The organism is Actinokineospora sp. UTMC 2448 (assembly GCF_024760565.1).
Taxonomy (GTDB): Bacteria; Actinomycetota; Actinomycetes; order Mycobacteriales; family Pseudonocardiaceae; genus Actinokineospora; species Actinokineospora fastidiosa.
This window is the reverse complement of sequence record NZ_CP031087.1, coordinates 2733820-2746598: the sequence shown is the minus strand read 5'-3', so window position 1 is coordinate 2746598 and position 12779 is coordinate 2733820. Positions and strand designations below refer to the sequence as shown.

General features: G+C 71.4%; 11 protein-coding genes and 1 tRNA gene. 7 read left to right on the top strand and 5 right to left on the bottom strand.

Going from position 1 to position 12779, the window contains the following annotated elements; genetic code table 11:
* The first annotated feature begins 210 nt into the window (after positions 1-210).
* The 3 genes from Actkin_RS12920 (at position 211) to Actkin_RS12910 (ending at position 3069) form a co-directional block, all read left to right on the top strand.
* Entirely contained in the window at positions 211-1284 is a 1074-nt protein-coding gene (locus Actkin_RS12920) for a serine hydrolase (RefSeq protein ID WP_258907355.1), read from the top strand.
* A 1102-nt stretch (positions 1285-2386) separates the two neighbouring features.
* Positions 2387-2944 (top strand): TetR/AcrR family transcriptional regulator, encoded by a 558-nt coding sequence (locus tag Actkin_RS12915; RefSeq protein WP_229787315.1) that lies wholly within the window; start codon positions 2387-2389, stop codon positions 2942-2944.
* A gap of 41 nt (positions 2945-2985) precedes the next feature.
* Positions 2986-3069 (top strand) — tRNA-OTHER (locus Actkin_RS12910).
* 40 nt (positions 3070-3109) lie between these two features.
* Here the strand turns inward: Actkin_RS12910 and Actkin_RS12905 are convergent.
* Complete coding sequence (locus tag Actkin_RS12905) at positions 3110-4006, bottom strand: class I SAM-dependent methyltransferase (protein WP_258907353.1); 897 nt, start codon at positions 4004-4006, stop codon at positions 3110-3112.
* A 418-nt stretch (positions 4007-4424) separates the two neighbouring features.
* A complete protein-coding gene (locus tag Actkin_RS12900) occupies positions 4425-6050 on the bottom strand; it encodes an ABC-F family ATP-binding cassette domain-containing protein (RefSeq protein WP_189212851.1) in 1626 nt (541 codons plus the stop codon).
* Between the two features lie 90 nt (positions 6051-6140).
* Between Actkin_RS12900 and Actkin_RS12895 the strand changes: the two genes are divergently transcribed.
* A complete protein-coding gene (locus Actkin_RS12895) occupies positions 6141-6395 on the top strand; it encodes a hypothetical protein (protein ID WP_229787311.1) in 255 nt (84 codons plus the stop codon).
* 31 nt (positions 6396-6426) lie between these two features.
* A complete protein-coding gene (locus Actkin_RS12890; protein WP_189212850.1) occupies positions 6427-7374 on the top strand; it encodes a DNA polymerase domain-containing protein in 948 nt (315 codons plus the stop codon).
* A gap of 133 nt (positions 7375-7507) precedes the next feature.
* Here the strand turns inward: Actkin_RS12890 and Actkin_RS32595 are convergent, their stop codons facing one another.
* Positions 7508-8743 carry a GlxA family transcriptional regulator gene (locus tag Actkin_RS32595; protein WP_309569131.1) on the bottom strand — a complete coding sequence of 412 codons (1236 nt, stop codon included), beginning with the start codon at positions 8741-8743 and terminating at the stop codon, positions 7508-7510.
* A 70-nt stretch (positions 8744-8813) separates the two neighbouring features.
* Here Actkin_RS32595 and Actkin_RS12880 point away from each other — a divergent pair, with 70 nt between their 5' ends.
* On the top strand, positions 8814-9419 hold the full coding sequence (locus Actkin_RS12880; protein WP_258907352.1) for an HD domain-containing protein: 606 nt from the start codon (positions 8814-8816) through the stop codon (positions 9417-9419).
* A 59-nt stretch (positions 9420-9478) separates the two neighbouring features.
* The gene (locus Actkin_RS12875) at positions 9479-11260 is read left to right on the top strand and encodes a chitinase (RefSeq protein WP_258907351.1); all 1782 of its coding nucleotides are present in this window, start codon (positions 9479-9481) and stop codon (positions 11258-11260) included.
* Here Actkin_RS12875 and Actkin_RS12870 read toward each other — a convergent pair.
* Together Actkin_RS12870 and Actkin_RS32590 are read right to left on the bottom strand one after the other, a co-directional pair.
* Positions 11244-11819, bottom strand: a complete 576-nt coding sequence (locus Actkin_RS12870) for a hypothetical protein (RefSeq protein WP_258907350.1) — start codon at positions 11817-11819, stop codon at positions 11244-11246. The two genes, Actkin_RS12875 and Actkin_RS12870, sit on opposite strands and share 17 nt — an antisense overlap.
* A gap of 56 nt (positions 11820-11875) precedes the next feature.
* A complete protein-coding gene (locus tag Actkin_RS32590) occupies positions 11876-12577 on the bottom strand; it encodes a hypothetical protein (protein ID WP_189212846.1) in 702 nt (233 codons plus the stop codon).
* Positions 12578-12779: the final 202 nt, after the last annotated feature.

Here is a 12779-nt window from a genome sequence, read left to right as displayed (position 1 = left end):
GCCCTTGTGGCCGTCGGCACCCACGAAGCCAAGCCCACCCCCGAACCCCTGCCCGGCCCCGCACGCCCACCCATCTCCTTCCCGCCTCACGCACCCACCATCCCCGCCCACTGTCACCGCCTTCCACTGCGCCCCGCGCCGGTCCCGCAGCCCGGAAGCAGATTCGGCAATCCACCACCACACCGTCCACCGATACGGTTGGATGCCCACATGCGACTCACCCGCCGCACGGCGCTTGGACTCGGGACGACGACCGCGACGACCGCCCTCCTCGGCACCGTCACCGCACGAGCACAAGCCGCCCCCTCCGCCCCCGCCCCCACCCCCTCCCCCGCTGCCTCGACCGACGACGGGCCCAGCGACGCCCCTCCGACCACTCGGGCGGAGGCGCACCACGTCATCGCCTACCGGTACGCCTGGGAGACGCACCGTGCGGGCGGTGTGTGGTCGTCGGTGGTGTCGATGGCCGACGCCGACGGTCGCTTCGCCGATGTCGTCGCCGACGACGCCGACCGAGTGGTTGAGGCGTACAGCGTCAACAAGATCGCCGTGGCGGTGGCCGTCCTGGACAAGGTGGACCGCGGTCTGCTGCGACTCGACCAGCGGGTCGACGTCACCGCGGACATCGTCATCCAGGACACGGACGGGATCTTCGGGCTGGACGGCGCCTATCCCAGCTCGGTCACCCTCGGCCACGCCATGGCCGCCCTGCTGACGGTGTCCGACAACACCGCCGTCCGCCTGTGCGGCCTGGTCTGCCCGGCCCGAGAGCTGAACGACATCCTGCGCGCCAAGGGCTTCACCCACACGCAGGTCGTGCCGGTCACCAACCCGAACCGCTTCTTCCTGGGCACCACCACCCCTCGTGAGACGACAACTCTCCTGCACCGCCTGGCGGCGGGCGAACTCCTCACCGAGTCCTCGACCCGGTACCTGCTGAACGCGCTGCGCTCCCTCACCTCCTTCACCGACGGCATCCGCCTGCGCCTCACCTCCCCCGAGCGGCTGCGCGTGGCCACCAAGGCAGGCTGGTTCAACGACGGGCGCAACGAGGCAGGCCTCATCTTCACGCCCGAGGGCGCACCCGTCCTCAGCTACGCCCTGTTCGCCTCCGGCCCCTTCACCGGCGACGCCGCCACCAACAACGCCGACTTCGGCGCGACCCACCCCGCCCTCCGCGCCCGAGCGGGCCTGGGCCGCACCCTCATGGACGCCACCATCCACAACGGCACCACCACCGCCCACCCGCACCGCGCCAAGTACTCCCCCCGCAACGGCAACTAGCCCGCACTGCACAGCCCGCAGCACCTCGCTCGCCACGCCAACTGCCCACGTGCATCCCGCCGTTACCGAGGCGACCACCGGGCACCGACCCGAACGCGGCATGACCGCGTTCGGGTCACAGTGCTGCGACCACGGCTGACAGGCATACCGCAGTCCACCCCCTACCTGGGTAATCGCGCCGTCGGAGGCGCGCCGGGATGGACCTGGCGGCGGGCTACAGCGGTATCGGCGGACCGACAGTTGGCTGGGTTATCCAGCAGCAGGGTGGGTGTGGTGCCCGTTTCCCTATGCGCAGAGAGTGGCCGGGATCTGTCGAGTGTGGACTTCGCGCCAGTGCGCAGGTAGCCGCGCTGACGCTCTGGGTTGAGGTCGGCGTTGTGAGTGCCGCAGTGCGTGCGTCCGTTCGCGATGAGTGGGCGCGCCGAAGGTAGGGCTGGCGGGACCGACGTACCGGATCGCGTAGTAGGGGTGCCGCGTCGAGGGGTGGCCGCGCTGTGTCGAGAGGTGGGGGCGTCGGGGCGGCTGACGAAGGTGTTGAGGGGCGCGGCGGGGCGCCTGGCCCGCACGTTCTCCAGTGGCCGGTCGGGTGCGCGATGTGCCGAAGTGGCCAGGTGGCGGAGAGGAAGGGTGGGCGAGGCCAAGGCGAGCGGGGCTCTCGCCTGGCTGCGCTGGACACAGGTGCGCCCAGGTGCGAACGGGAGGCGGGCCGATAGCGAACCGCGAGTCAGCGGGGTTCGGCGGGGCGACGACATGTTCCGAGGCAGCAGGCTTTCGCGGGACGACGACATGCCCCGACGCGGCAGATTTTTGCCGGACGACGACATGTCTCGAGGCGGCAGGGTTCCCCGAGGTGAGGGCGTCTCCTGCGCCGATGGGGTGTGGTGACACGAGGGGGTGTCACGAGCCATCGCGGTGTTGAAAGGCGGTGTGGGGCGGGCTGACAGCGAGGAAGCTGGCGTGGTGGTGAAAGCCAGCGGGGTGTTCTGAGACATCTGGGGCTCCTTGGGGTTAGAATCGGGTCGTGCGTTCCGGTTTCAACCTTACGGAGTGACCGCTCCGCTTGTCGAGGAGTTTCAGGAAGTTCTCAGGAAGAGAGGTGTTCGTGGCCGAGAAGCCGATGCGGGCCGACGCCGCGCGCAATCGGGCGCGGTTGTTGGAGGTCGCCTACGAGACGTTCGCCGCCGAGGGGATCTCGGTGCCGGTGGACGAGATCGCGCGGCGGGCGGGGGTGGGGCCGGGGACGTTGTACCGGCACTTCCCGACCAAGGAGGCGCTGTTCCAGGCGATCGTCGCGCACCGGCTCGATCAGATGGCGGAGCAGGGGCGGGAGTTGAGCCAGACGGCCGCGCCGGGTGAGGCGCTGTTCCGGTTCATCGGGCGCGTGGTCGAAGAGGGGTCGAGCGACCAGGGGCTCGTGGAGGCCATGGCCGACACCGGGCCGACGGGCGTCGAGGAGCGGTTCATCGCGATGCTGGGCGAACTGGTCGAGCGGGCCAAGCAGGCCGGGCAGATCCGGGCGGACGTCACCGTGCGCGACGTGAAGACGTTGCTCGTGGGCTGTCAGGCGATGCAGCGCTACAGCAAGGACCCGGAGACGACCGAGCGCGTGCTCGACGTGGTGCGGTCGGGGCTCGCGGCGACGTCAGCGCGGGATCACTAGGCCGTCAGCGCGGGGAGGCAGACTGGTTCCAGCAAGGACAAGGAGAGGTGCCCGGAGCGGCTTAACGGGTTCCTGCTCGCAGGAAGGGCCTCTGGCCCGCGCAGGTTCGAATCCTGCCCTCTCCGCCGGGCGGCCCTGTCGCCGCCCGGCCCCGAGGCGCGCCGGTCAGGCGGGTTCGAGCTCGAAGATCGCCGACGCGGCGGGCGTCTCGATGAGGTGCGTCTTCGCGCACCGCCAGCCGCCTTCCTCGAAGACGCCGAGCCAGTCGTTGAGGGTGGGCAAACGCACGCCCATCAGCGCGTGGCCGACCTCGAAGCCCAGCGTGAACACCGGGACGTCGGTGTCGGCGTGCGCCGTGCTGCGGGCGGTGTCACCGAGCAGGAAGCGGCGGGCGTTGGGGAAGACGGTGCGCAGCCTGCGCAGCGTGGCGACGCAGTTCGCGCGCGGCCAGAAGTCGTGGCCCATCATGAAGCAGGTCAGCAGCTCGACGTCGGCGAACTCCGGGCGCGGGTCCAGCGACCGCACGTCGGCCTCGATGAACGTCACGCGGTCGGCCAGGCCCGCGGCGGCCAGTTCGCCCGCCGAGAACTCCAACACCGGCGCGGCGATGTCGACGCCGATCCCGGTCGCGCCCGGATTCGCCCGAACGATCTCCAGCAGCCGCTGCCCGCTGCCGCTGCCGAGGTCCGCCACCCGCCGGATCGGGAAGTCCAGACCGGACATTGCCGACCAGAACACCGGGTCGAAGAACCTCGCGTTGATCTCCCGGCAGGCGTAGCCGATGGCCGCGGCGTCGCGGCTGTAGAAGCGGCCCGTGCGGTTGGCCTTGCGCAGCACCGACGGCATCGCCGCGAACAGGGCGCCACTGCCCTGCATCAGCCAGTGGAACAGCGATCGCGCGCGCAGCGTCTCGGCGAAGTGTCTGCCGGTCAGCACGTGTGCTCCGGTGCGCTCGACGACACCGACCGAGGCCAGGGCCTGGAAGAGGGCGTGGGTGGCGTCGACGTCGAGGTCGTTGTCCTCGGCGAACTGGGCGACATCCAGTTTTCCGTGTTCGTTCAAATGGTCTAAAGCACCGATTTCCCAGGCGGCTCCAATCGCCGAGGCGGCCACCGCGGAGTTGAATACCCCGGCCACAGCACGGCGCGAGTCCATGTCGATCGTTTCCATTGTCTACCTTTCCGCCCAGTGTTATTCGTCACTGTTTCAACGGACTGCGGGACAAGGCCGTCGGATGCGCTCCTACCTGCGAAACCACAGGCCTCCAGCAACGGCGAAAAGGGTCCGGCGTCCGGACGAATCGGACTGTCCGTCATGATCCGGAAGCGGACGCTAGCGGCAGCCGAGCGGGACTGTCAAGACACGGGCACGCCGGTTTCAGAGAATGCCGTCAACCCACTAAACGTCATTGACGGAAAGCGACAGGGAAAGTTTCGACGCTAGGCCGAAAGAGTGATCACAACCGCCGTCCGACTGGTATTCACAGTTCGGTGACGCGGCCGTCGCTGACCTCGACCCTGCGGGTCACGTGGACCGCGTCGAGCATGCGCCGGTCGTGCGTGACCAGCAGCAGGGTGCCCGGGAACTCCGCCAGCGCCGACTCCAACTGCTCGATCGCGGGCAGGTCGAGGTGGTTGGTCGGCTCGTCGAGCACGAGCAGGTTGATGCCGCGCGCCTGCAGCAGGGCCAGGCCCGCGCGGGTCCGCTCCCCCGGCGACAGCGTGGTCGCAGGCCGCAGCACGTGGTCCGCCGTCAGCCCGAACTTGGCGAGCAGGGTCCGCACCTCGGCCGTCGGCCAGTCCGGCACCTCGCGGCCGAACGCGTCGACCAGCAGTTCCTCGCCGAAGAACCGGGCGCGCGCCTGGTCGACCTCGCCGACGCGCACCCCGGGACCCACGTAGGACTCCCCCGCGTCCAGTTCGACGCGTCCGAGCAGGGCTCCCAGCAGCGTCGACTTGCCCGACCCGTTGGCCCCGGTGATCGCCACCCGGTCGGCCCAGCCGATCTCCAGCGAGACCGGCCCGAGGGTGAACCCGCCCCGGCGCACCACGGCCTCGCGCACCGCCGCGACCACCGCGCCCGGCCGCGGCGCGGACGCGATGGTCATCCGCAGCTCCCACTCCTTGCGCGGCTCCTCGACGACCTCCAGCCGCTCGATCGCGCGCTCGGTCTGGCGGGCCTTGGCGGCCTGCTTCTCCGAGGTCTCCGCGCGGAACTTGCGGACGAACTTGTCGTTGTCGGTCGCCTTGCGCCGGGCGTTGCGGACGCCCTTCTCCATCCAGTTGCGCTGCAGCCGCGCGCGGGCCTCCAGACCGGCCCGCGTCTCGGCGTACTCCTCGTACTCCTCGCGCGCGTGGCGCCGGGCCCGCTCGCGTTCCTCCAGGTAGGCGGAGTAGCCGCCGCCGTACTCGGCGACCTGGTTCTGGTGCAGGTCCAGCTCCACGACGCGGGTGACGGTGCGGGCGAGGAACTCGCGGTCGTGGCTGACCAGCACGGTCGCCGACCGCAGCCCCTCGATGAACCGCTCCAGCCGCTCCAGGCCCGCGAGGTCGAGATCGTTGGTGGGCTCGTCGAGCAGCATGACGTCGTAGCGGCTGAGCAGCAGGGACGCCAGACCGGCGCGTGCGGCCTGACCGCCGGACAGCGACACCATCTCCTGGTCGAGCCGCAGATCGGCGGCGATCTCCTCGGCGCGCTCGTCGAAGTCCGCGCCGCCGAGGGCCAGCCAGCGGTCCAGGGCGAGCGCGTACTCGTCATCGGAGCCGGGGGCGCTGGTGGCGAGGCGTTCGGCCGCGGCGTCCATGGCGGCCTGCGCGTCGGCGACACCGGTGCGGCGCGCCAGGAAGGCGCGGACCGTCTCACCCGGGCGGCGGTCCGGCTCCTGCGGCAGGTAGCCGACGGTCGCGCTCGTCGGGCTGAGGGTGACGACGCCCTCCTCGGCGGGCTGCAGCCCGGCGAGCGTGCGCAACAGGGTCGACTTGCCCGCCCCGTTGACGCCGACCAGACCGACGACGTCGCCCGGCGCGACCACGAGGTCGAGGTCGGTGAACAGGAGGCGGTCGCCGTGTCCGGCGGCCAGTCCCTTGGCCACCACTGTCGCACTCATGCCTCCATGATTACTTACGGTGGCTACCGGTTTTCCGGCAGGGCACGGCGGCGGTGTCCACCGGTCTGGTCGATCGGCCAGCATGGAGGCGTGGAGCTGGTCTGGGCGGAGCCGTACGAGCGCGACGGGGTGACCGTGCTGCGCGCCGCCGCGGTGACCGGCGGTGGCGGCGGCGGTCAGGAGGGGCCGCTGACCGGGCACGGATTGGGCCTGACCAGCAGGCCGGTGGGCGCGTTCGTCGTGCGCGACGGTGACGCGCGGTGGGTGCCCGCCGTCGACGTCACCCGAATCGCGTTCGGGATCCTCGCGGCCGCGGTGCTCGCGGTACGGCTGCGACGGAGTTGACCGCGTCGGGCATCGTGGGCAGGGTGGGCGCATGAGCGGCGAGGAGCGGGACGGTGTCCCGCTGACCAATCTCGACCAGGCCCTGTTCGACGGCGCGGGCGCGACGAAGCGGGACCTCGTCGACTACGTGGACGCCATGCGCGAGCGGATCATCCCCGTGCTGAGCGATCGGCCGCTGTCAGTGGTGCGCGTGCTGCGTGGACAGGGGCCGTTCATGCAGAAGAACGTCCCCAAGTACACCCCGGACTACGTCAAGACGGTCAAGGTGTGGGCGGAGGCGTCCAAACGGGAGATCTCCTACGCCGTCTGCGACGACCGCAAGACGTTGCTGTGGTTCGCCAACCAGCGCGCGATCGAGTACCACACGACGTTGACCTACGCGGGAACCTGGGACCAGACGCACATCTGCATCGACCTCGACCCGCCGGAGGGCGCGGGGTTCTCGACCGTCGTCGCTGCCGCCCGGCTGGTCCGCCAGGCGTTGGCGGACTCGGGTCTGGAGGGCACGGTCAAGACCAGCGGCGCCAAGGGCGTGCACGTGTTCGTGCCCATCGAGAAGCACGAGATCGATGACGTCGCCGCCGCCACGCGCGCGATCGCCGCGCGGGCCGAGCGCGTGGACCCGGCGTTGGCGACGACCGCGTTCATCCGCGAGGACCGCGAAGGCAAAGTGTTCCTCGACGCGACGCGGTCGGGCGGGGTGACGGTCGTGTCGGCGTACAGCCCGCGGCTGCGGCCGGGGACGCCGGTGTCGTTCCCGGTGGCATGGTCCGATCTGGACTCCGTGTCGCCCGCGGACTTCACCATCCACACCGTCCCGAAGCTGATCAGCGGCGACCCGTGGGCGGAAGCCATGCCCGCACGCCAAACGCTGCCCGCCGACCTCATCGAGGAAGGCCACACGATCCCCGTCGCGCGAGTGCAGGCGATGCATGAGGGAAAGCGGCGCGCGAAGGCCCGCCGCGAAGCGCTAGAGTAGGCCGAACAGACCAGTTTCGTTGTTCTCTTCGGGTGAACAAACCCGGTGTCTGATTTGGTCTGTTCGGCGGAACGATTTCAAGATCCTTTACGTTAGGCCGGAAAAAACAGCCTGCCGCGGGCCGACGCGCCGCCTACGCCCGGAACGTGCGCCGGTACGACTGGGGAGACGTCCCGACGACGCGGGTGAAGTGGTGCCGAAGGGTGACCGCCGTGGCGAACCCGGACTCCGCGGCGACCCGGTCGACGGCGAGGTCGGTGGTCTCCAGCAGATGCTGCGCCCGCCGCACCCGCTCGCGCAGCAGCCACCGCAACGGCGGCGCGCCGACCTCGGCTTGGAACCGCCGGGTCAGCGCGCGCGGGCTCAGCCCGGCGTGCCGCGCGATCGCGGGGACGGTGACGGGCGCGGCGAGGTTGGCGCGCAACCAGTCCAGCGTCGGGCGCAGCGAGCGGTCGGGGTCGGCCGGGTCGGGGTGGCGCAGGTACTGCGCCTGCCCGCCGTCGCGCTGGGGTGGGGCGACGATCGCCCGCGCCACCTCGGCGGCGAACGCCGCGCCGTGATCGCGGCGGACCAGGTGCAGGCACAGGTCGATGCCCGCCGCGGCGCCCGCGGAGGTGAGGATCTCGCCCTCGTCGACGTAGAGGACGGCGGGGTCGACGGTGATCGCGGGGTGGCGGCGGGCGAGCTCGTCGGCGAAGCGCCAGTGGGTGGTGGCGCGCTTGCCGTCGAGGAGGCCGGTGCGGGCCAGGTCGAACGCGCCGGTACAGATGGAGGCGATGCGCGCGCCGCGGGCGGCGGCGGCACGGATGGCGTCGAGGACGCCCGGGGGCGGCTCGTCGGCGAAACCCGCGCGGGCGGGGAGGATCAGGGTGTCTGCGGCGGCGAGGTCGTCGAGGTCGCAGGTGGCGTGGATGGCGTAGCGGCCCGCCTCGGCCGTGGCGGTGCGGGGTGGGTTCGGGTGGGGTCCGGCCGTGTGGGGTGGGGTCCCGTGCGCTGGGGTCGGGTGGGGGTTGCCCGGGTGGGGCGAGGTCGCGGAGGTGCCCTGGAGTGCGTTCGGGTGGGACGAGTTCGCGTGGGGTGGGGCGCCGTGGAGTGCGTTCGGGTCGGGCGGGTTCGCGTGGGGTGGAGCCTCGAGGGGTGCCGCCGGGCTGGTTGAGATCGCGTGGGCGAAGGCTGCGTGGGGTGCGTTCGAGTCGGGCGAGGGCGCGTGGGGTGTGGCGACGGCCGGGGTGGTGGGGTTCGGGGTGCAGATGCGGACCGAATAGCGGGGGGCGCCGATCAGGTGGATGGCGGTGGCGAAGACCAGGGTGGGGATGCCCAGCTCGAAGCCGACCACCCCGTCCGTGGCGAGGACGGCTACTCGGTGCATGACCGAATCTTAGCGGTGAGGGGCGTTTGGGACTCTCGTTCGGCGGGCGGGTGGGGGCGACGATGGGGGTATGTACGAGGAGTTGCGGTTGCCGGACACCGAACTGGCGCGGGCCGCTTGGGATTTGGCGAAGAGCACCCATCCGGATTACCTGTTCAACCACGTCGTCAGGACCTTCGTGTACGCGCGGGAGATCGGGCGGGACGTGGAGGTCGATCTGGAGGTGCTGTTCATCGGATGCGTGTTGCACGACGTCGGGTTGACGGTGTCCACAGGGCAGCGGTTCGAGGTTGACGGGGCGGACGCGGCGCGGGAGTTCCTGCGGGGGCGGGGGGTCGACGAGAGCACCGCTGAGGTGGTGTGGCAGGCGATCGCGCTGCACACGAGCCCGGGGATCCCCGGTCGGATGCGGCCGGAGGTCGCGTTGGTGCAGGCCGGGACGGGGGCGGATGTGTTGCGGCTCAACGAAATCTCTCACGACATGCGGGCGGAGGTCGAGGAGCTGTTGCCGTGGCTGGACCTGGGCACGGCGATCAGCCAGGCCATCGTCGACCGGGCCAGGGACGACCCGAGGACGGCCCCGCCGCTGAGCTTCCCCGCGCAGGTCGTCGCCGAGTGGACCGACGCCGACATCCCCGGGTGGCGGGACCTGCTCGGTATGGACAAGACGCGGTAATTGGTCTAGACAATATCCGAAGGCGGCGCTTCCCTGCGCGCCGCTGGAGGAGGTCGTCGATGAACCACGTCCTCGTTCGCCGCCGGGGCATCGCGGTCGCCGCGGTGTTGGCGCTCACCGCGGGCGGGCTCGCCGCCGCCACCGGTTCGGCGAACGCCGCCAATCTGCTGGTCAATCCCGGGTTCGAGGCCGGGAACCTGACCGGGTGGAGTTGCACGTCCGCGTCGGTGGCCACCGCGGCGCGGACCGGGAGCCACGCGCTGGCGGGCAACGCCACCGCGTCGGACAACGCCCGCTGCACCCAGACCGTCTCGGTCGTGCCGAACACGACGTACGAGGTGTCGGCCTGGGTGCGCGGGAACCCGGTCTACCTCGGCGTGACCGGCGGCCCGTCGACCTGGACGGGCGCGACCGCGTACACCCGGCTGTCGGTCAGCTTCACGACCGGCGCGAACCAGACCACCGCCCAGCTGTACCTGCACGGTTGGTACGGCTCGGGCACCTACTACGCCGACGACGTCAGCTTCGACGGCCCCGGCGGCGGCCCCGAGCCCGGCGTGCCCGCCGCGCCCGCCAGGCCCACCACCGGCGCCGTCACCGGCGACTCGATCGCCCTGTCCTGGCCCGCCGTGACCGACGCGACGGGCTACCGCGTGTACGAGGGCACGACGCTGCGCGCGACCACGAGCGGGACCTCGGCCACCGTCACCGGCCTCGGGTCCTGCGAGACGCACACGTTCACCGTCACCGCCTACAACGCCAACGGCGAGTCCGCGCGCAGCCCCGAGGCGAGCGCGACCACGACGGGATGCGTCGACAGCGGACTGCCCAGGCACGCGCTCATCGGCTACCTGCACACCAGTTTCGCCAACGGCTCCGGGTACGTGCGCATGGCCGACGTGCCGGACGCGTGGGACATCATCAACCTCGCCTTCGGCGAGCCGACCAGCGTGACCTCCGGCGACATCCGGTTCAGCCTGTGCCCGGTCGCCGAGTGCCCGAACGTGGAGAGCGAGGCCGAGTTCATCGCCGCTGTCCGGGCGAAGCAGGCCAAGGGCAAGAAGGTCCTCATCTCGATCGGCGGCCAGAACGGCCAGGTCCAGCTGACCACGACCGCCGCGCGGGACCGGTTCGTCAGCTCGGTGTCGGCCATCATCGACCGCTACGGCCTCGACGGGCTGGACATCGACTTCGAGGGCCACTCGCTGTACCTCAACCGCGGCGACACCGACTTCCGCAACCCCACCACACCGGTCATCGTCAACCTGATCTCCGCGCTGAAGAGCCTGAAGGCCCGCTACGGCAGCCGGTTCATCCTGACGATGGCGCCGGAGACGTTCTTCGTCCAGGTCGGCTACCAGTTCTACGGCGGCGCGGGCGGCGGCGACAACCGCACCGGGTCGTACCTGCCGGTCATCCACGCGATGCGCGACGCGCTGACCGTGCTGCACGTGCAGGACTACAACTCCGGGCCGGTCATGGGGCTGGACAACCAGTACCACACCATGGGCGGCGCGGACTTCCACATCGCCATGACCGACATGGTCAAGGCCGGGTTCACGGTGGCCAGCACCGGGCACCGCTTCCCCGGCCTGCGCGAGGACCAGATCGCCTTCGGCGTGCCCGCCGCGGTCAGCGCGGGCAACGGGCACACCGCGCCCGCCGCCGTGCACCAGGCGCTGAACTGCCTGGCGCGCAACCAGAACTGCGGCGGCTACACGCTGCGGGGCGGGGCGTCACCGGCGATCCGCGGGCTGATGACGTGGTCGATCAACTGGGACCGCTACTACGGCTGGGAGTTCCAGAACAGCCACGAGCCGTTCCTCAACGCCCTGCCCTGACCGTCCGCGCGCGGACCACGAGGCCGGTGGCCAGCGCGCCCAGCAGGACGCCGCCGATCCCCCACTCCCAGCGGGCGTCGGGTTCCGTCACGACGGGAACCGGCGCCTGCTGGGCCGCGGGGACCACGGCGACCTCGGTGGTCGTCGCGGGGGACTCGGCGGCGCCGGTGAAGCCGAGGTCGCGCAGCAGCGTGGTGAGCCGGTCGGGCTGCTTGAGCTTGCGCCATACCGGCTTGGGCTCGTCGGTCCCGCCCATGAGCAGCGTGGTCTCGACGACCCCGGCGCCGAGCACGATGCGGTCGGTCCGCCAGATGTGGACGTCGTGCACGAGCCAGGTGACGGTGACGTAGGGGCCGTCGTCGGTGGACGCTTCGGTGGTCTCTCCGTCGTCGAGGATGGACTGGAGCAGGGTGTACTCGGTGTCGTCGTGGTAGAGGGCGGTGGCGCGGCTCTCCCACGGCGAGGCGAGCAGGACGCTGGTCGGCCCGCCCGCGGCGGCCGGACCGGCGCCGACCGCCAAGCCGACGGCGACGAGGAACATCAGGACGAGCGAACGCATGGGGACCTCCTGGTTGTCTGCCGGGGATACACCGCGCGGGCGGGGGAGGTTCCCGGTCAGGACTCGGCGATCGCGCGGGCCTCGTCGAGGGTGAGGTCAGCCTCCAGGCGGAGGGTGACGCCGTCGGACTGCCAGATCAGCGTGGCCCCGGCCAGCCGCGGCGGCTCGGTGCGCTCACCGCCGGGGCCCGCGACGACGAGTTCGTGCGGCGTCGCCAACCACAGCGCCTCACCGCCGCGCACGGTGGTGATGTGGACTTGAGCGTGGACTGTCTTGATGTAGTACGGGGCGAGGGCGCCTGCGACCTGGTCGAGGCGGATGGCGCCGTCGTGCCAGGAGAGGGAGACGACCTGACCGTCCGGCGAGACCTCGGCGGAGTCCGGTTCGCCCAGGCGGGCGGGGACGGCGACGGGGAAGGCGGCCTTCTCGCGGGCGTCGGCGAGGGACGTCCCGGTGGCGGTCGGGGGCGGCGGGGCGGACGAGGGTGGGGCGCCGGTGCCGGTGCGGACCTGGACGGCCCCTAACCCGAGCCACTCGGCGACGGCCGCGCGCACGGGCGGGGTGAGGGCACCGACGAGGACGACGGCGGTCAGGCCGCCGACGAGTGCCCGCCAGCGCTTGCTCAACCAGGTGTGGAGGCGGGGGCGGGTGGGCTCGGCGGAGACGCGCGCCATCACGGCGGCGGGGAGGCCGGGGGGCACCGGGGCGTCCAGGGACCGGCCCAGCTCGCGGAGCTCGACTTCCAGCGGATCAGTCACGGCCACCTCCTGGGCGCGGAGGCTGGCCTGCGCGGGCGGGAGGGATCGGGGCCGGGGACCAACCCGGCTCACACAGCCCGACTTCCAACCGATCAGCCACGACCACCTCCCCGGCACGGAGGCCGACCTGCGCGGACAGCGGCGCGGGCGGGAGAGGATCGGAGCCAGGGACTAGCTCACACAGCCCGACTTCCAGCGGATC

What these genes read in the sequence shown, in the direction of transcription:
- Actkin_RS12920 (WP_258907355.1), top strand. Translation starts at nt 211, where the DNA reads ATGCGACTCACCCGCCGCACGGCGCTTGGACTCGGGACGACGACCGCG.
- Actkin_RS12900 (WP_189212851.1), bottom strand. Translation starts at nt 6,050, where the DNA reads ATGAGTGCGACAGTGGTGGCCAAGGGACTGGCCGCCGGACACGGCGAC.
- Actkin_RS12890 (WP_189212850.1), top strand. Translation starts at nt 6,427, where the DNA reads ATGAGCGGCGAGGAGCGGGACGGTGTCCCGCTGACCAATCTCGACCAG.
- Actkin_RS32595 (WP_309569131.1), bottom strand. Translation starts at nt 8,743, where the DNA reads ATGCACCGAGTAGCCGTCCTCGCCACGGACGGGGTGGTCGGCTTCGAG.
- Actkin_RS12880 (WP_258907352.1), top strand. Translation starts at nt 8,814, where the DNA reads ATGTACGAGGAGTTGCGGTTGCCGGACACCGAACTGGCGCGGGCCGCT.
- Actkin_RS12875 (WP_258907351.1), top strand. Translation starts at nt 9,479, where the DNA reads ATGAACCACGTCCTCGTTCGCCGCCGGGGCATCGCGGTCGCCGCGGTG.
- Actkin_RS12870 (WP_258907350.1), bottom strand. Translation starts at nt 11,819, where the DNA reads ATGCGTTCGCTCGTCCTGATGTTCCTCGTCGCCGTCGGCTTGGCGGTC.